Below are 18,220 nucleotides of genomic sequence, written 5' to 3' on the forward strand. Positions count from 1 at the left end.
GATATGGACGCCATGGGCGCGGTTCGCCTGAAAGATGTCGATGAAGCCCAGGCGGTCGTTGTGCAAAGCGCGAAAGCCCTGGCTGACGCTGGTGAAATCGTCATCTCCAGCGGTTCCGAAGAAGACGAGTTGGTGTATTAACATGGAAACTGCGGAAAAATTCATGTTTGACGTTTCTTTCGACAATGAGCCCGAAGTGCCATTGGAGTTGGAAGTTGCACCGGATATGCCCGTTGAAGAAGTGGAAGAAGAGATCATTGTCCCCACATTCAGCGAGGAAGAACTTGAGCTCGCCCGACAGCAGGCTTTTGAAGATGGCAAGCAAGAGGTGTTGGCGGCGACCGAAGAGACGCTGACCAAACAAATCAGTGAAACCCTTGCCCTGATTGATCAAAAGTTGGCGGTCGCCTTTCAGGCACAGGAAGCGGCCAATGAAGTGATGGGCCGCAGCGCCCTTTCGGTGGCAAAAGGTATTTGCGCCAAGATGCTGCCTGCGCTGGCAGAAAAACACGCCTTTGATGAAGTAGAGCGGGTGATCGAAGGCGTTTTCGCCAAACTCCTTGAACAACCGGCAACAACGATCAGCGTACATTCGTCGCTAAAAGATGAGATAGAACAGCGTATAAAAGAACTGTCCACAGGCAAGGGCTACGAAGGTAAAATTATTTTAAACGCCGATGATTCCATGGAAACAAACGATTGTAAGGTTGAATGGTCCAACGGCGGCAGTGAGCGGGATTCCAAGTCTATCTGGCATGACATTTCAGAAATTATTGAACGAAATCTCGGCACCGACCCCAGACAATGGAATGAACCGGGGGATGAACCGGACGAAAATGCCGATAGCCCTGCTGCGATACAGGAAACTCAAACCCAAGCGGACAGTGAAACCGCACCGACAGAGCCACAAGAGGCTCCAGAAGAAACCCTTTCAAATGAATTGCAACAACCCAATACTGATGACTGACGAGTAATGTCAGGAGGAACCCATGGCTGACGAAAAAGACTTAGAACTATCCGACCTTGAATCCGATGAGGAAGTTGCTGCTGAAGGAGAGGCTCCACCACCTGCCCCGGCAGCATCTGTTCCGGATATTCCCGACCTGCCCGAAAGCTCGCAGGACCTGGAGGCCGTTTACGACATTCCCGTACAGGTTTCTGCGGTTCTGGGAAAAACCACCATGCAAGTCAACCAGCTGCTGAAGCTGGGTCGCGGGGCCGTTGTTGAACTTGACAGGAAAGTCGGTGAAGCCATCGATATTTACGTCAACAACCGGCTCGTTGCCCGTGGAGAAGTCGTCGTCGTCGAAGACCGCCTTGGTGTGACGATGACGGAAATCATCAAAACGGAACGTTCTTAAAGGATTCGCTCAATGGCAAATGACGGCGGAAACATAAAAGTCGGTAAAACCCGCTCTTCGATGGATGTGGCCACCATCGTTGGCTTGTTATCGGGCTTCGGCCTGGTTGCGGCGGCTATTTTCCTTGGCGGCGACCCGGCTTCGTTCGTCAACCCGCCAGCCATTTTAATTGTTATTGGCGGAACCCTTGCGATCACCACCATGTGCTTCACCATTTCCGATATGGCGCGCACATTGAAAGTCATCGGCAAGACTTTCTTCTATACATCGCGGGATCCTTCCGACGCCGCCACCCAGGTCCTGCAAATTGCCGAACTTGCGCGTAGGCAAGGCGTCCTTTCCTTGCAAAATGTCCTCGATTCCTTACGGGAGGAGCCTTTCTTACACAAGGGCATGTTAATGGTTGTTGATGGCACCCCCGGCGAAGAGGTCGAAGCCATCATGCGCCGGGATCTTAACGCTACCATGTTACGCCATCACAAAGGCGCCAATATCCTGCGCAAGGCGGCGGAATTCGCCCCGGCCATGGGCCTGATTGGCACCCTGATCGGCCTTGTCCAGATGCTTGGCAACCTTGATGACCCTTCGACCATTGGACCGGCCATGGCCGTCGCCCTGCTAACCACTTTTTACGGCGCTGTACTGGCCAATATGGTGTTTTCGCCGATGGCTTCAAAACTGGAGCGCAATTCGACAGAAGAAGCAATGGTCAACACGGTTTACATGATGGGGGCGGCCTCTATCGGCAGACAGGAAAATCCGCGACGGCTGGAAATGCTGCTTAACAGCATCCTGCCACCCTCAAAACGCGTTCAATACTTTGACTAACGGAAATACAGAACGATGCGATTACTCATAATTGGAACACTTGACGGGCAGATCGGCGGTGCCAGCCGCATCGCCATTGATCGTGGCGCCCAGGTCACCCAGGCTGATGACATCAACATCGGTCTGGAAACCCTCAGGGCCGGGAACGGCGCCGACCTTGTGATGATCGACGTCAATCTGGATGTTGGATCGCTGATTGCAAGCCTGAACGACGAACGCATTATCGTCCCTGTTGTCGCTTGCGGCATCGGCAATGACACCCAGGCTGCCGTTCGCGCCATCAAGGCAGGGGCCAAGGAATTCATCCCCCTACCCCCCGACACCGATCTGATCGCCGCTGTTCTTTCGGCCGTTACCGAAGAAAGCCATGCGATCATTTATCAAGACCCTGCAATGATCGAATTATTGCGGCTGGCCGATCAGGTCGCGCCCAGCAATGCCAGCATTCTGGTCACCGGCGAATCCGGCACCGGCAAAGAACTGATCGCCCGTCACCTGCATAACAAAAGCCCACGCGCCAAGGCTCGGTTTGTTGCCGTAAACTGCGCGGCGATCCCTGAAAATCTGCTCGAATCAGAACTGTTCGGGTACGAAAAAGGCGCGTTTACCGGGGCTGTATCGCGGCGCATTGGCAAGTTCGAGGAAGCCAGCGGCGGTACACTTTTACTCGATGAAATCACCGAAATGGACCCCCGGCTGCAAGCCAAGTTGCTGCGTGTCCTTCAGGAACGTGAAATTGACCGGATTGGCGGTTCCAAGCCCATTGAAGTCGATGTCCGCATTGTCGCCACCTCGAATCGCGACATTGCGGACGCTGTCGCCCAGGGAACTTTCCGTGAAGACCTGTATTTCAGACTGAACGTGGTAAACCTGTTACTGCCGCCTTTGCGAGACAGGCCAAAGGATATTGAATACCTGGCCAAACATTTCATCGAAAAGTACGCCGAAGCCAATGCCATGGAGGCACTGCCACTGGCCAGTGCGACAAAAGACCTGCTCAATACCCATAGCTGGTCAGGAAACGTTCGCGAGTTGGAAAACACCATGCACCGCGCCGTACTGCTGGCAAGTGGAACGGAAATTGGCCCCGAAGCTGTCATGCTCGGTGGGCGAGCGACGGCAGGCGCCCAGGATGGTAGCAACGAGGCAAAAGGTGGCGACATGGTCGGCCGCACGGTCGCGGCGGTTGAACGCGACCTGATCATCGATACCTTGCAGCACTGTCTGGGTAATCGCACACATGCCGCCAATATTCTTGGCATCTCCATTCGCACATTGCGAAACAAGTTAAAATTGTACAACGAGCAGGGCTTCCAGGTGCCGACACCTGGCGAAGCTGATCGTCCCTCCGTTTAATGCCAAGGATTAAAAAACGGTAATGGCCGACACTCCAGAAACAACCACAGTTGGGGAAGCAAAGCCTGAAGCAGGCACCCCGGAGCTTGGCCTGAATCTGATCGAAATCATTCAATTTTTCGGCAAGCGTTCGGACTTGATGCTGGCTTTTGGCGTGATCACGATCCTTGTTGTCCTAATCCTGCCACTACCCACATGGATGATGGATTTGGGGCTGGCGTTTTCCATCACTTTCTCCGTGCTTATTTTGATGACCGCGTTGTTCTCTGAAAAATCGTTGGAATTCAATGCATTCCCGACAATTCTGCTGCTCGCTACGATGACCCGGCTATCACTTAATTTGGCCTCGACACGGTTGATTCTGGCCGATGGACACCTCGGAACCGGTGCCGCAGGAAAGGTTATCGAAGCCTTTGGCGGTTTTGTCATGAGCGGTAATTTCGTTATTGGCATCATTGTTTTTGCGATCCTGGTGATCGTCAACTTTATCGTCATCACCAAGGGTTCGGGCCGTATCGCCGAAGTTTCCGCCCGCTTCACCCTGGACGCCATGCCCGGCAAGCAAATGGCCATTGATGCCGACTTGTCGACCGGGCTTATCGATGAAGAAACCGCCCGCGCCCGGCGCAAGGAACTTGAAGATGAAAGCACCTTCTTCGGGTCCATGGACGGTGCCTCAAAATTCGTCCGTGGTGATGCTATTGCCGGCCTGTTGATCACCTTTATCAACGTCATCGCCGGGATGATCATCGGCGTCGCCCAGAAAGACCTGAGCTTCGGCCAGGCTGCGGAGTTCTATACCCGGCTGACCGTCGGCGATGGCCTTGTAACCCAAATTCCGGCTCTCATCGTTTCAACCTCCGCTGGCCTGATGGTGACCAAGGCCGGTGTTCGTGGATCAACAGAAAAAGCCCTGTTCAGCCAGCTTGGCGGACATCCCAAGGCAATGGGCGTAAGCTCCCTGCTGCTTGTCATTATGGCTATGCTCCCGGGCATTCCGGCAACGCCTTTCCTTGTTCTTGGCAGCGGCACGGCGCTCATGGCGTTTTTTGTCAATCGCAGTCAGGAACATGTCAAAAAGGAAGTGTCCCTCAAACTGGAAGAGGAGGAACTTGAGCCTTCGGCCCTTGAGGATGAGCCGATCTCATCTGCTCTCAGGATTGATTATTTGCGTCTCGAACTTGGTTACGGGCTGCTATCGCTGATCAACAACCCAGCCGAAGGACAACGCCTGACGGACCAGATCAAGGCCTTACGCCGTCAAATGGCATCCGATATCGGCTTTGTCATGCCCTCGGTTCGTATTCAGGACAACATGCAATTATCGGCTAATGCCTATGTTGTCAGGCTCAAGGAAATCGAAGCCGGTGAAGGTGACCTGCGTCCCAACATGCTTCTGGTCATGGATCCGCGAGGCGAGGAGATTACCCTGCCTGGCGAGAAAACCGTCGAGCCGACCTTCGGCCTTCCGGCCATGTGGATTGACGAAACCAACCGTGAAGAAGCCCTGTTCAGGGGTTACACAGTTGTTGATCCGGCAACCGTCATCACCACCCACCTGACCGAAGTCATCAAGGACAATATGGCCGAACTGTTGTCCTACGCTGAAACACAAAAACTGATAGACGAACTGGACAAGGAGCATCAGAAACTGATCGCCGACATGATACCGGCACAGATTTCCCTGGGCAGCGTCCAACGGGTGCTGCAAAACCTGTTGGCCGAACGGGTTTCCATACGCGATCTGCCGACAATCCTCGAAGGTGTTTCCGAAGCGTGCGGGCAAACCCGCAATATCACCATGATTACCGAACATGTGCGTGCCCGACTGGCCCGTCAGATTAGTTCCATGAACACCAATGACAACGGCGTCATCACCATGATGACCCTGACTCCGGAATGGGAGCAGGCATTCGCCGAATCCATTGTTGGCACCGGCGAGGACAGGCAATTGTCGATGCCGCCGAGCCGCCTGCAGGAATTCATCACCGCCCTGCGCACCGCCTTCGAGCGGCAAGCCATGATGGGTGAAACACCGGTCCTGCTGACCAGCCCGACGATCCGGCCTTTCGTGCGCTCCATCGTCGAAAGATTCCGCCCGATGACGACGGTAATGTCGCAAAACGAAGTCTTTTCCAAGGCCAGCATCAAGACCCTGGGACAGGTGTAATCAACCATGCGCATGAAATCCTTTTTCGCGCCAACAATGACCGAAGCTATGGAGTTGGTGCGTTTTGAAATGGGCGCCCAGTCAATCAATGTCGCCACCCGCGACGAGAAAGACGGCGCTGTCATTACCGCAGCCATTGAGGACACCGCTGACAACGGACTAAAAAAGTCCGAAAAGCTGGCGCCCGAAGAATTACCGGATTTCAATACCGAGGATACTCTCGATGTCATTCGCCAGAGCCTGACATTTCACGGCGCGCCGATTACATTATCTGAACGCCTGGCTGGCAACGCTACAGACATTGTCGCAGACTCCCCGACCCTGGCCCTCGCGGCAGCCATGGACGAAGCCTTCGCATTCGATCCCATATCGGCGTTGTTGACCGGCAAGGTAAAACCAAAAAACGCACCGCGGATTCTGATGATGGGTCCACCCGGTGCAGGTAAAACAATCACTACAGCGAAACTTGCAGCCCTGGCGACCATAAGCAACATGAACCCCCAGGTCATTACCACCGACTGCAAAAGAGCCGGTGGTATCGAACAATTGGCCGCTTTCACCCGAATCCTGAAAATTGATTTACAGTCAATTGATGACCCTGATGGGCTTTTGAGATTGCTTGAGGGGACCACAAAGGACACCCCCGTTTTGATTGATACTCAGGGCACCAACCCCTTTGACGAGCAGGAAATGGATCACCTGAAATCACTTGCCGGTGTTGCCGGAGCCGAGAACGTGCTGGTCCTGGCTGCTGGCGGCGATGCCCTGGAAGCCGCTGATATTGCTAGAGAATTTTCAAGGATTGGGGCGACACGACTGGTCGTCACCCGGCTCGACATGACACGACGCCTGGGCAGTATTCTTGCCGCCGCCGATGCCGGCAAGCTGTCATTATCAGACGTCAGCATAAACCCCGATGTTGCCGAAGGCATCAATCCGATAAATCCGGTCTCACTGGCTCGGCTGATCATGCCGTATACTGATAACCAACCAGCGGGCTATTCGACCATGACAAGCAGAAACCAAACCATGACCGAGGCAACACTATGAGTTCCGCACCAACCCTGGCCCCCCGCCCCGCGTCACGGATAAGCGGACAAAACATGATCGCCATTGCATCGGGCAAGGGCGGTGTCGGTAAAACCTGGTTCGCCATCACCCTGACCCACGCACTGGCGCGTATGAAAATCCACACCCTGCTGTTCGATGGCGACCTGGGCCTGGCTAACCTGGACATTCAGCTGGGATTGATGCCCAAACATGATCTTGGCAGCGTTATCGCGGGCAGATTGACACTCAATCAGGCAGTCCTGACTTATGAAGAGGGAAATTTTGACATTATTGCCGGTCGTTCCGGATCTGGCGGGCTCGCCAATATTCCGGCCAGTCGCCTGCAAATTCTGGGCGATGATTTAAATTTGCTTTCTGCCGCCTATGACAAGGTCATTATTGATCTGGGTGCAGGTGTTGAGCGCACCGTGCGTCAACTGACCCAAAGCGTCGGCACCTGTCTTGTCGTCGCCACCGACGAGCCAACATCACTGACTGACGCATACGCTTTTATCAAGGTCACACATATGGAGCGCCCCGGCGCCGATATCCGCATCGTCATCAACATGGCCAACTCGACCCGCGAAGGCGAACGCACATACAATACCCTGCTTAAGGCTTGTGAGGGTTTCCTGAAAATTTCTCCACCCCTTATTGGTGTTATCCGGCGCGATAACAAGGTACGCGAGTCAATCAAAAGCCAATCATCAATTTTGACCCGCTTCCCCAATACCGAAGCCGCCAGCGATGTTGAACTCATAGCCGAGAAACTCAAAGAATAAGTTTCACATGACCACCATAACACCGCCGACAGCGCCCCAGCCACCACCCAGCACCCCCAGCGCGGCCCCGGTTGTGGTCGTTCAGTCACCACCGGCAGCGTTGACCCGCCTTGCTATTGGCCAGCTTTTGGAAGCCACCGTGATAACCCAGACCGGGAAGGATGTTTTTCAGGTGCAAACGCCCCTGGGCACGCTTTCCCTTCAGTCCGTTATGGCCATGCCAAAAGGCAGCGCGCTGGTCCTGCAATTACAATCCCAGTCACCGTTCTTTCAATTTCAGGTCAACAGCCTGAACGGAAAGCCGCCGCCCCATAGCCTGAATAAAGCTAATTCAGCGCCGTTGGCTTCCGGTACGACGGAACGCCCAACGGCGACAACAGCCAGCCAGGGTCAATCGACCACAGTCCCGAAACTAACGCCTGGCAGTGTCTTGCAAGCGACCGTCATGCGACCGTTGACGCAAGCCCTATCAGCCCCCGCAAATGCAACAACACCCTTAACCGGAGCCGGATCAGCAGCAACAGATGCCATCAAGAGCAGTGTGGCGACACAGGCGGGAACAACGCCGGGATTATCAAAGCAAGCACCCATGCCGGCAGCAGCCGCGGGAAAACATGCCGCCCAGAGCGCAACGCCGTCTCAAACAAACCCGACAACAGCCCCGGCAACCGTAAAGGTTCCTTCCGGAGTTCTGTCCAAGGCAGCTGGCTACCTGCCGCCGGGTTCTCAATTAAGCGTCAAGATCAGCAGCGTCCAATTACCGAACCCGGCTGCGGCCAGCACCACCCCGGCGGCACCCGCAGGGCCGGGAGCAAGCCCGACATTAAGCGCTGGAACCTCTTTAAGCGGGTCGGTCACAGGCAGCACGCCTTCAGGTCATCCCATCGTCCAGACACGGGCCGGAGTCTTCGCACTGACGACACAAACAGTCGTGCCCCGTGGCAGCGTTGTGACGCTTGAAGTGGTTAATGCACCCAGCCCGCCAGTGGTCAAACCGGATGCTGCGACCGTGCTTCACGAATCCCTGTTCACATCGAGAAAATGGCCAGCCCTGGAACAAATGGTTCAAACCCTGAATGAAACCAACCCAATGATCGCCCAACAGCTGGTAAACACCATTTTGCCGCGCCCAGATGCGGGTTTGACCTCTGGCTTGATCTTCTTTCTGACAGCCCTTCGCGGGGGTGACTTGCTCTCATTGATCGGCGAAGCGCCCATGCGTCTGATCGAACGTAGCCGTCCCAACCTTGCCGGTCGCATGACAGAGGATTTCAGCGCCCTTGCCCGGATAGCAGACGAGCCAGGTCCCGGCGATTGGCGTGTCGCCTTAATCCCGGTTAATACAGGGGCAGAAATAGAACAAATACGTTTGCTTATGCGTCAACACGGTGGTGAAGAAGGAGAAGACGCCGGGCCAGCCGATGGTCGTTTTGTCCTCGATGTGGAATTGACGTCTCTGGGTCGCTTGCAACTGGATGGTTTGGTTAGAAACAACGGTAAATCACTGGACCTTATTATTCGTTCCGAAGAACCCCTAAGTGAAACCATGCACAATGATATTCGCACCATTTTCCTTGACGCCGCTGACTTGACCGGCCTTAAGGGGGGTGTCAATTTTCAATCCGCACCGGCCCACTTCATCGATATTGCCGACCCATTGGGCGACCACGCGTTCGGCCTTGTGGTATAGGAAAAATTATGGATATCCAGGAAAGACGCCGCTTCCTTGCAACCGAACGCAACCCGGACATCAAGCTTGATTATGTGATCACGATCACGGGCCACATGGCGACCCACAACGACGTTGAGCGCAGCGTTGTCAGTCTTCGCTACGTACCGGACAAGATGATTTTGCAACCGGCGACTTTCGGACACTATCTTGACGCCCTTGGCACCCTGGACTGGGCTGCCCTTGAAGAAGCGGCGGCAGCTGTTCTTAACGACGTTAATAACGAGATCATTGCGCGTTGGGTACAAGTCGGTATTTCTGCACCTGATCAAGTCCACCCCGGCATTGACAGCCATGAGGTTCTGCTTGAAGACCGCCAACCCAACTGGGATAACGCGGGGCTGCTGTCACGACTTAAAAGGCACTAAGGCACTGCGGCAAGACTCTCAGGCGCGTTTCTGGATGAAGGACTGCATGCCGACCTCATCAAGGGCAAGTTGATCCTGTCGATCAATCTCTGCCTGTTCACGTTTTTTCCGTGTTTCGAGGGCCGTTTCAAACTTCTTTAGTTCCCGGTAGGCCTGATTGACTTCTTCGCGTGCCTCATCGGCCTGAACTTCAAGTTGCTGAATGGAAATCTGGATAATGGCGCGGCGTTCAATGGTTGCATCGGCATAATACCCGTACAGAAATCCCGCTTCATTTGGCGAGGCCGACGCGGCGGCCTGCTCCTTGATCAGGTCTTCTTCCAGTTTACGGGCCTCAGCCTCGAAACCGCCAATCAGGCCCATAACCTCGCCAAGCTTTCGGCGCTTCTGGTCGACGCTCCATTCATTGAGACGGATCAGGGTTTCAAGACCACGCGCCATTAAAAATAACTCCTATTGATCATCATTATTCGATTGAATTGAGCTGCTGCAGGGTTTCTGCACTCAAAGTCTGCTCACCCATGGACTGAACCGGTTCCTCGACGACGGCTTCCTCGACCTGTAGATCCGAGGTCCCTTCTGGCGATAGTTCTGGTGATTGTTCCGGCGGTGCCGGAGGAGGAGGTGGAAGCGGCTGTTCCGGCTGTGGCGGTGGCGCGGCATCATCGTCTACACCGGCAACCTGCATCCCAAGGATTGCCCGTAATTCGTCATAACAGGTGGCCAGCGGAGAGTGATCTTCGATGGTTTGTGACAAAAAGCCCTCGATACCCGGGTAATAGTGGATCGCCTCATCTACAGCGCCATCACTACCTCGCCGATAGGCGCCCAAGCGTATCAGTTCGGCCATATCCTCGTAGGTAGCGAGGTATTTGCGAGCCCGGTTAATGACTTCGTTCTCCTCAACTGTATTGCAGTCGGGCATGGTTCTGGACACACTTCTAAGGATGTTGATCGCCGGATAGCGACCCCGTTCGGCAATCGCCCGATCCAGCACCACATGGCCATCGAGAATTCCCCTGACGGCATCGGCAACCGGTTCATTGTGATCATCGCCTTCAACCAGAACCGTAAACAGGCCGGTAATTGACCCCTGCCCTACGCCCCCCGGGCCAGCGCGTTCAAGCAAACGTGGAAGTTCGGCAAATACTGATGGCGTATAGCCCTTTGAGGCCGGGGGTTCGCCCGCCGACAGGCTGATTTCGCGCTGCGCCATGGCGAAACGGGTGACACTGTCCATCAGGCACAAGACGTCCTTTTGCTGGTCGCGGAAAAATTCCGATATGGCCATCAGCACATAAGCTGCCTGACGGCGGACCAGCGGGGGCTCGTCTGAGGTGGCGACGACGACAACACTGCGCGCCATGCCATCTTCTCCCAGGTCGTCCTCAATAAATTCGCGGGCTTCGCGTCCGCGCTCACCGATCAATCCGATAACACTGATTTCTGCTTCCGTATGACGAGCCATCATTGACATGACTGTCGATTTTCCGACACCAGAGCCAGAAAAGATGCCCAGCCGCTGGCCACGGCAGCAGGTCAGAAATGCATTAAGAGCCCGGATGCCCAAATCAATCTTGCCGCCAACCCGCTGACGTTCGTGGGCGTGGGGCGGCTTGGCATGAACCCGGTAGGGTTTGGGGCCCTTGATCAGCGGTCCTTGGCCATCTACCGGTTCGCCAAAGGCATTGACGACCCGTCCCATCCAGCTGATATCAGGATAAATCAAGGGATCTGTGAGGCTGATTTCAGCCCTTGAGCCCAGGCCAATACCGTCAAGCGTACCGAATGGCATCAACAGGGCTCGTTCGTTCCGAAAACCAACCACCTCGCACATGACCTTGCGCTCGCCACGACCAATAAGACGGCATCGATCACCGATTGACAATTCGCCTTCAACGCCCTGTACCTCGATCATCAATCCGACAATCGCCGTCACCCGCCCATAAACGGAATGTTCCGTCATGCGGTCAAGTTCAGTCAGAATATGGTCGCCGGGGTTCTTCAAGACGCGCCATCCCGACCGATAAAACACTGGTGCTGTATATTCATTTCGATGCCCAAAATCATCCCTCGCTGATTATCCCAGTGGAGTCTTTAATAATTGGTATAAACGAGCCTGCGAGGCGGTAATAAAATGGTCGATAAAGGGATTAAGGAATAATCTTAACAATTATTAACATTTATGGTTAATATAGCGAATCTGAAAGTGTTTGGGAGGTTTTGATCCGTGCGTGTCCTTTTAGTCGAAGATGATCCGGTTACCGCCCAGAGCCTGCAGATGATGCTGGAGTCTGAGAATATGGTCGTCGATTCGACCGACCTTGGCGAAGACGGACTCGAAATTGGCAAACTTTACGATTACGACATTATAATTCTCGATTTGATGCTGCCTGATATCGACGGTATTGAGGTCTTGCGTCGCCTGCGCGACGCGCGAGTCGAAACCCCGGTGCTTATCCTGTCCGGCCTGAGCGAAGCCGATGACAAAGTTAGGGGACTTGGCACCGGTGCCGATGATTACCTGACCAAGCCCTTTGACAAGGCTGAATTAATGGCTCGTATTCAAGCCATCGTCCGGCGCTCAAAAGGCCATGCGCAATCGATCATTCACACAGGCAAACTGAGTGTCAACATGGATGCCCATACCGTCGAGGTTAGCGGGAACCCCGTTCACTTGACAGGCAAGGAATACGGCATTCTTGAGCTGTTATCCCTGCGCAAGGGAACCACCCTGACCAAGGAAATGTTCCTCAATCACCTGTACGGTGGCATGGATGAGCCTGAATTAAAGATCATTGATGTTTTTATCTGCAAGTTGCGTAAAAAGCTGAGTAACGCCACGGCGGGGGAGAATTACATCGAAACGATTTGGGGTCGGGGCTATGTATTGCGTGATCCGCAATCAGACGATGATGCGGAACCACAAGCCGCCGAAGGCTGATAAACCTAGTTTGTGTCGAGGGTTATCGAAGAGGTCGACAAACAATAGACGCCGCGCAATCCCGGCACCGGCTTGAATTTGTCTGAAATTCCCAAAACCGTTTCTGCACCGCCGAGGAACAGAATGCCGTCTTCGGGAATCATCTGGCTGATTTGTTCAAGAACTTTGGCCTTGGTTTCCTGATCAAAATAAATCAGCACATTGCGGCAGAACACGACATCGAACTTGCCCAGCTTTTGTATATCACCCAGCAAATTTAGTTCCTGGTATTTAACCATGGCACGCAAGGCCGAACTGGCCTGCCACATGTCGTCTTTTTTCTCGAAATATTTTAGCAGTTGCTGGATAGGTAATCCGCGCTGGACTTCAAATTGCGAATAAAGTCCGGATTTCGCCTTCTCCAGAATTTCCCGCGAAATATCCGTGCCAACGATTTCCGTACGCCAACCGGACAGCCTTTGGGCTTCTTCCATCAATGTCATTGCTAAAGAATAGGGTTCCTGGCCACTTGAGGCTGCCGCACACCAAATACGGAAAGCTTTTCTATCAGCCCTGTTCTTCAGGAGTTGCCCCAGCACCTGTCCCCGGAACAATTCAAACGGCTTGATATCCCTGAAGAAGAAGGATTCATTTGTTGTCATTGCTTCGGTAACATCTTGTATCAAGGCTTCTTCCTTATGGGTGCGTAACGTCTGGATTAATTCTTCCAACCCCTTGAGGCCCCGTTTTCGGGCAAGCGGCATTAAGCGACTTTCCAGCAAATAAGACTTGTCCACGGTAAGGACGAGCCCGGAACGCTGTTTAATAAGCGTCGATAGGTATTCGAAATCCTCGGCTTTCATTTAAGCGCCCTTACCAAAAGATTTCATTACATATTCTGCAAGTTCTTTCAGCGGCAATACAGCACTACAAATTCCCGCCGTGGCGACAGCACCGGGCATCCCCCAAACAACACTGGACTTTTCATCCTGGGCAACCAACGTGCCACCCGCATCGACAACACCCTGCCCCCCCTTAAGGCCATCGGCGCCCATCCCTGTCAAAATGACCGTAAAGACATTTCCCGAAAAGACTTGGACAAGGCTTCTGAGCATCGGGTCAACGGCTGGACGACAAAAATTTTCCTGCGGCCCCTGATTAACAGCAATAACATTTTTGCCATCCTTGACCTCGACAAGCATGTGGAAGTCACCCGGCGCCAAATAAATATGGCCGGCCCGCAACTCATCACCATTCTTTGCTTCCGAACAGGTCCAGTCAGTCATCCGGGTAATATGCTCGGCAAGGATAGCCGTAAATGTAGGCGGCATGTGTTGGGTAATAACCATTGGCACATTGATCGTGGGTTTGACATGCTTCAGAAACTCAAACAGGGCCTGTGGGCCACCCGTCGAACTGCCAATGGCCAAAACTTTTGGCTTCAACAAAGCGGGTTTTCGCAAGGTAATTGGTGCGCTGGGCCCTTTTGGAGCTGCGGGTGCGGCCCGGGCGGGGCCTTTTGTACGCTCAGGCTTGACCGCTGGTCCGGCCTGTTGGCGGCGGGCGAGCCCAAGGTTCTTAACTTTGTCATGCAATTCACGGCGGAACCCGCCAGCACTGTTAATATCAACAGTCGATGTCGGCTTGGGGATGTATTCGGCGGCACCCGCTTCAAGGGCGCGCATACTGATCTGGGCATTTCGGGATGTTAACGTCGAGGACATAACGACCTTGACGGTGGGATCTATTTCCAGAAGTTTTGGAAGTGCCGTCAGCCCGTCCATGACAGGCATTTCTATATCCAGAACGACAACATCGACATCATAGCGACCCAGGTTATTTACAGCCAATTGGCCATTACCAACCGATGCGACGACCTGTATTTGTTTGTCATCTTCCAGAATGCGCGACGTCAGGCCGCGAATGACTGCTGAATCATCAACCACCATCACCCTGATTGGGTTCTCTGCACTTATTTCTGCCGTAACTGACACTTTTATATCCGCACTGAAAACAATTTGGCCGAATTGCCGTAGCCTAAATCAACCCCACTTGGGAAAACTTGGCCTGTATTATTTCACTATCAAACGGCTTCATGATGTATTCATTGGCGCCCGCTTCGATCGCTTCCTGAATATGCTCAATATCGTTCTCGGTCGTGCAGAAAACGACGATGGGGGTATCGCCACCGTCAAGTACACGTAATTCCCTTAAGAATTCGATACCGCTCATGACTGGCATGTTCCAATCAAGCAAGATCGCATCGGGCATATTTGCAATACAGGCATCCAGTGCCTGCTTACCATCAGCCGCTTCTTCGGTTTCGAACTCCAGTTCCTGGAGGATTTTCCGGGCCACCATACGAATGACCTTGGAATCATCAACAATCAGACAAGACTTCATGCCACCCTACGTTTCTTCATTGTTGGTGGACAATCCAGCCAACCCCCCTGGGTCGGTCAGACACAATATCCACCTGTTTAAACCAAAATTATCGACAGGAATAAGCTACTACCTATAACCTGCATAACCAAGACTTTTAGAGCACCAACGCCTCACGTTACAATTAATGAAACGTTATCAGCACTTAAGTCGTAAGGATTAAGATTCTGCAGGCGGCGTCAGTGCCGAAATCGTGTCGGCAAGCGTCAGAACCAGAGCATCACGGTCAAACTTTGCGACATATTCACTGAAGCCAACCTGCCGCCCCCGTTCAAAGTCCTGTTCCGTCGCATGGGATGACAACGCGACCATCGGAACGCTGGTCCAGGGACCTCCGGACCTGACGGCTTCAGCAAATTCAAAACCATCCATATCGGGCATCTCAATATCACTGATAATGACATCAAAAACAGCTCCGGATTCTCTCATATGCAGGGCGGCGCTGGCACTTTCGACGGTCGTCACATCATATCCGGCAACCGAAAGAACCGGTCGCAACAGGTTGCGGAAGAAAGGACTATCATCAACAAGAAGAACCCTTTTCGAGCCATGGACCGACTCACCGGTACCAAAAGCACCGTCATTGTCACCAAACCAGTCAGAGAAGGCCTGTGTCAGGAAGTAACCGGCATCGATGATATCTGTCGCCTTGCCATCAATAATGGCGCTACCGATCAATGATTCCTGAGCTACCGACAATTCAATTTTCAACCGGTCTTCAACGATATCGACGATTTCATCAACGACCAACCCCATGGAGCGATCACGATCCGTGAACACAAGAATAGGCTGACGCCCTTCTTCTTTCCATTCATGGGAAGTGTCAAACGGTATCAACGGCATCAAATGCCCCCGATACTGGACAACGTAGGTACCATGGGATTGTTCCGTCGATTCCATGTCGACTTCTTCAAGCCGGGCGACCAGGGCCAGGGGCACTGCTTTCAATTCATCGCCACCGGCACGGAAGATCAACAAGGTCGAGGTTTCCTCGGCATGACCAACGGCATCGGCATCGGCATCGGCATCGGATTTGCCTTTGCCCATATCACCGGTCGAACCGGCAATCCCGTTAGGATCAAGAATCATAATGACCGAGCCATCGCCAAGAATGGTATTTCCTGAGTAATAAGGAATATCCCGCAATATAGGCGCAACGGGTTTAACCACGATTTCCTCAGTATCAAAGACCCGGTCAACGATGATGCCAAAAGAATAGGCCCCGACCTGGGTGACAACGATGAACAGTTCCTCTTCTGTGTCTTTCTTCTCACCCAGTTTCAGTAAATCATGCAGATGCACCAAAGGCAGTAGACGGTTGCGAAGCCGCAGTACCGGTGATTCGTTGATCATTTCGATCATGTTTTCAGATTCACCCGAAGCGCGAACCAGCTCAAGAACACTTATCTGCGGAATAGCAAATCTTTCACCGCTACATTCAACAACCAGCGCCGAAACAATGGCCAGGGTCAACGGGATTTTAATCAAGAAGGTCGAACCCTTGCCCTCAATTGAATTCAACTCAACAGTGCCACCGATCTTTTCAATGTTGGTGCGGACAACATCCATGCCAACACCACGGCCTGATACACTGGTCACCTTTTCAGCCGTTGAGAAACCGGCCTTGAAGACGTGCATGTGAATCTGCTGGTCGGTCATATCTTCGATTTCGGACTCTGTGGCTAGGCCGTTATCGAGGATTTTCTGAACGATACGGTCGGTATTCAGGCCACGCCCGTCATCGGCAATTTCAATGATGATGTGGCCGCCTTCATGATAAGCGCTGAGCTTTACTGTTCCCAGTTCCTGCTTGCCCGCGGCAGCGCGGTCAGCCGGCAGTTCCAGGCCATGATCGGCTGAGTTGCGAACCATGTGGGTCAAGGGGTCTTTGATAAGGTCTAGAACCTGACGATCAAGTTCGGTCTCGGCACCGATCATCTTAAGCTCGATCTTTTTACCCGATTCCACGGCCAGGTCACGGACAATACGCGGCAATTTGGCCCAGGCGTTGCCAATGGGCTGCATACGGGTCTTCATCACCCCTTCCTGCAAGTCGGATGTAATGTGACTCAGGCGTTGCAGCGGGACGGTGAATTCAGAATCGTCATGGCCACGAACCATCTGGTTAAGCTGATTTCGGGTCAGAACGAGTTCACTGACCATGGTCATCAGGTCTTCCAGCACTTCGACATGGACGCGAATGGTGGAGGCGGCGACAGATGCCTCTTTAGGACCCTTATCATCTTTTTTGGCGGCCGCCGTACTTTTTGCCTTGGCTGGAACCTTGGCTTCCGGCGCCGGGGGTTTGGCGGCTTCTTCCTTGGAACGTTCAGCTTCCATTTCTGCATCCATTTGGCTGCTACTGGCTGCCTTGACGCCCTGGGATTCCGCTTCCATCACTTCTTCAAGAAGTTCTGCAGCAACCGGTGCGCCGAATTCATTGGCCGGCGGCGTCGCCCCATCAGCACTTTCTTCAGCATTTTCAGTCGCCATTTGTTCATCAGTTGCTGCTGTAATGCCACCTGCCGTGGCGGCTTCGACCTCAGCCAAAAGCTCGGCCGCAACCGGCGCACCAAATTCATTGGCTGAAGCATCACCACCGGTATCAGTTTCAGCGGGAGCGGCGTCAACTGCAGGCGGCGCGGCGGCTTCGCCAGAAGCCATGGCGTTCAGTTCGTCAATAATTTCCTGATCACTGCCTTCGGGTTCAGCGCTAGTTGCTTCAAGTTCATCAAGAAGCTCGCGAATACGATCCAGGCATTTAAGAATGAGCGTTACCGCTTCGGGGGTAACCTCAAGAACGCCATCGCGGAACTTGCCAAGGACGTTTTCACCAGCATGGGCGACAGATTCAAGGCGTGGTAATCCCAAAAACCCACACGTTCCCTTGATCGTGTGAACGAGACGGAAAATGTTCCCCAGGATACCCGTATCACTGGGGTCCTGTTCAAACTGCACCATCTGACCGTCAAGTTCGGTCAGGCTTTCAGTGGTCTCAGTCAGAAACTCACTGAGCAGGTCGTCCATCTCTAGTTCCATAATTTTCCCTTAATTTCCGCTAAACACGCTCTTAATTAGAGCCTCCTCAGAAAGCGACGTCCAATAGAGTTTGTTGATTTGGCTTTGTCATCGGAGCCGTGATGGGTTCTTTTGGAAGGCGTATTTTTTCCATTAAGGCGGTCATCAGGCGGCGATAAAGGCGTTTTGTCAC

17 protein-coding genes are annotated in these 18,220 nt (G+C 53.3%); 11 read left to right on the plus strand and 6 right to left on the minus strand.

The window, feature by feature from the left end; all coding sequences use genetic code 11:
* The 10 genes from HOL66_09055 to HOL66_09100 form a co-directional block, all read left to right on the plus strand.
* The coding region (locus HOL66_09055) for a flagellar motor switch protein FliG (GenBank protein ID MBT5244382.1) at positions 1-141 on the plus strand (141 nt) is incomplete at its 5' end.
* Positions 142-163: 22 nt separating this feature from the next.
* A complete protein-coding gene (locus HOL66_09060; GenBank protein ID MBT5244383.1) occupies positions 164-967 on the plus strand; it encodes a hypothetical protein in 804 nt (267 codons plus the stop codon).
* Positions 968-989: 22 nt separating this feature from the next.
* Positions 990-1,361, plus strand: coding sequence for a flagellar motor switch protein FliN (gene fliN / locus HOL66_09065; protein MBT5244384.1), 372 nt, complete (start codon positions 990-992; stop codon positions 1,359-1,361).
* A gap of 60 nt (positions 1,362-1,421) precedes the next feature.
* Positions 1,422-2,189 carry a flagellar motor protein MotA gene (locus HOL66_09070; protein ID MBT5244385.1) on the plus strand — a complete coding sequence of 256 codons (768 nt, stop codon included), beginning with the start codon at positions 1,422-1,424 and terminating at the stop codon, positions 2,187-2,189.
* A gap of 15 nt (positions 2,190-2,204) precedes the next feature.
* Positions 2,205-3,545: a sigma-54-dependent Fis family transcriptional regulator gene (locus tag HOL66_09075; protein MBT5244386.1), complete on the plus strand. Its 1,341-nt coding sequence runs from the start codon at positions 2,205-2,207 to the stop codon at positions 3,543-3,545.
* 22 nt (positions 3,546-3,567) lie between these two features.
* The gene (gene flhA, locus HOL66_09080) at positions 3,568-5,715 is read left to right on the plus strand and encodes a flagellar biosynthesis protein FlhA (GenBank protein MBT5244387.1); all 2,148 of its coding nucleotides are present in this window, start codon (positions 3,568-3,570) and stop codon (positions 5,713-5,715) included.
* A gap of 6 nt (positions 5,716-5,721) precedes the next feature.
* Positions 5,722-6,765 carry a hypothetical protein gene (locus tag HOL66_09085; GenBank protein MBT5244388.1) on the plus strand — a complete coding sequence of 348 codons (1,044 nt, stop codon included), beginning with the start codon at positions 5,722-5,724 and terminating at the stop codon, positions 6,763-6,765.
* Positions 6,762-7,547, plus strand: coding sequence for a MinD/ParA family protein (locus HOL66_09090; GenBank protein MBT5244389.1), 786 nt, complete (start codon positions 6,762-6,764; stop codon positions 7,545-7,547). Before HOL66_09085 ends, HOL66_09090 begins: the two co-directional genes overlap by 4 nt.
* A 7-nt stretch (positions 7,548-7,554) precedes the next feature.
* The gene (locus HOL66_09095) at positions 7,555-9,237 is read left to right on the plus strand and encodes a hypothetical protein (GenBank protein MBT5244390.1); all 1,683 of its coding nucleotides are present in this window, start codon (positions 7,555-7,557) and stop codon (positions 9,235-9,237) included.
* Between the two features lie 8 nt (positions 9,238-9,245).
* Entirely contained in the window at positions 9,246-9,644 is a 399-nt protein-coding gene (locus tag HOL66_09100) for a hypothetical protein (protein MBT5244391.1), read from the plus strand.
* An 18-nt stretch (positions 9,645-9,662) separates the two neighbouring features.
* Here the strand turns inward: HOL66_09100 and HOL66_09105 are convergent, their stop codons facing one another.
* The gene (locus HOL66_09105) at positions 9,663-10,085 is read right to left on the minus strand and encodes a flagellar FliJ family protein (protein MBT5244392.1); all 423 of its coding nucleotides are present in this window, start codon (positions 10,083-10,085) and stop codon (positions 9,663-9,665) included.
* Positions 10,086-10,110: 25 nt separating this feature from the next.
* On the minus strand, positions 10,111-11,652 hold the full coding sequence (gene fliI, locus HOL66_09110; GenBank protein MBT5244393.1) for a flagellar protein export ATPase FliI: 1,542 nt from the start codon (positions 11,650-11,652) through the stop codon (positions 10,111-10,113).
* Between the two features lie 222 nt (positions 11,653-11,874).
* Here fliI and HOL66_09115 point away from each other — a divergent pair, with 222 nt between their 5' ends.
* Positions 11,875-12,588 (plus strand): response regulator transcription factor, encoded by a 714-nt coding sequence (locus HOL66_09115; GenBank protein MBT5244394.1) that lies wholly within the window; start codon positions 11,875-11,877, stop codon positions 12,586-12,588.
* Positions 12,589-12,593: 5 nt separating this feature from the next.
* Here HOL66_09115 and HOL66_09120 read toward each other — a convergent pair whose 3' ends face one another.
* The 4 genes from HOL66_09120 to HOL66_09135 form a co-directional block, all read right to left on the minus strand.
* Entirely contained in the window at positions 12,594-13,430 is an 837-nt protein-coding gene (locus tag HOL66_09120; GenBank protein ID MBT5244395.1) for a protein-glutamate O-methyltransferase, read from the minus strand.
* A complete protein-coding gene (locus tag HOL66_09125) occupies positions 13,431-14,516 on the minus strand; it encodes a chemotaxis response regulator protein-glutamate methylesterase (protein ID MBT5244396.1) in 1,086 nt (361 codons plus the stop codon).
* Positions 14,517-14,604: 88 nt separating this feature from the next.
* Positions 14,605-14,970 carry a response regulator gene (locus tag HOL66_09130; protein ID MBT5244397.1) on the minus strand — a complete coding sequence of 122 codons (366 nt, stop codon included), beginning with the start codon at positions 14,968-14,970 and terminating at the stop codon, positions 14,605-14,607.
* 198 nt (positions 14,971-15,168) lie between these two features.
* Entirely contained in the window at positions 15,169-18,036 is a 2,868-nt protein-coding gene (locus HOL66_09135) for a response regulator (GenBank protein ID MBT5244398.1), read from the minus strand.
* Between the last annotated feature and the right edge of the window lie 184 nt (positions 18,037-18,220).

Source organism: Rhodospirillaceae bacterium, assembly GCA_018662005.1.
Classification (GTDB): Bacteria; Pseudomonadota; Alphaproteobacteria; order Rhodospirillales; family JABHCV01; genus JACNJU01.

What these genes read in the sequence shown, in the direction of transcription:
- HOL66_09120 (MBT5244395.1), bottom strand. Translation starts at nt 13,430, where the DNA reads ATGAAAGCCGAGGATTTCGAATACCTATCGACGCTTATTAAACAGCGT.
- HOL66_09060 (MBT5244383.1), top strand. Translation starts at nt 164, where the DNA reads ATGTTTGACGTTTCTTTCGACAATGAGCCCGAAGTGCCATTGGAGTTG.
- HOL66_09090 (MBT5244389.1), top strand. Translation starts at nt 6,762, where the DNA reads ATGAGTTCCGCACCAACCCTGGCCCCCCGCCCCGCGTCACGGATAAGC.
- HOL66_09075 (MBT5244386.1), top strand. Translation starts at nt 2,205, where the DNA reads ATGCGATTACTCATAATTGGAACACTTGACGGGCAGATCGGCGGTGCC.
- fliN (MBT5244384.1), top strand. Translation starts at nt 990, where the DNA reads ATGGCTGACGAAAAAGACTTAGAACTATCCGACCTTGAATCCGATGAG.
- HOL66_09130 (MBT5244397.1), bottom strand. Translation starts at nt 14,970, where the DNA reads ATGAAGTCTTGTCTGATTGTTGATGATTCCAAGGTCATTCGTATGGTG.
- HOL66_09070 (MBT5244385.1), top strand. Translation starts at nt 1,422, where the DNA reads ATGGATGTGGCCACCATCGTTGGCTTGTTATCGGGCTTCGGCCTGGTT.
- HOL66_09095 (MBT5244390.1), top strand. Translation starts at nt 7,555, where the DNA reads ATGACCACCATAACACCGCCGACAGCGCCCCAGCCACCACCCAGCACC.
- HOL66_09085 (MBT5244388.1), top strand. Translation starts at nt 5,722, where the DNA reads ATGCGCATGAAATCCTTTTTCGCGCCAACAATGACCGAAGCTATGGAG.
- flhA (MBT5244387.1), top strand. Translation starts at nt 3,568, where the DNA reads ATGGCCGACACTCCAGAAACAACCACAGTTGGGGAAGCAAAGCCTGAA.
- HOL66_09100 (MBT5244391.1), top strand. Translation starts at nt 9,246, where the DNA reads ATGGATATCCAGGAAAGACGCCGCTTCCTTGCAACCGAACGCAACCCG.
- HOL66_09135 (MBT5244398.1), bottom strand. Translation starts at nt 18,036, where the DNA reads ATGGACGACCTGCTCAGTGAGTTTCTGACTGAGACCACTGAAAGCCTG.
- HOL66_09105 (MBT5244392.1), bottom strand. Translation starts at nt 10,085, where the DNA reads ATGGCGCGTGGTCTTGAAACCCTGATCCGTCTCAATGAATGGAGCGTC.
- HOL66_09125 (MBT5244396.1), bottom strand. Translation starts at nt 14,516, where the DNA reads ATGGTGGTTGATGATTCAGCAGTCATTCGCGGCCTGACGTCGCGCATT.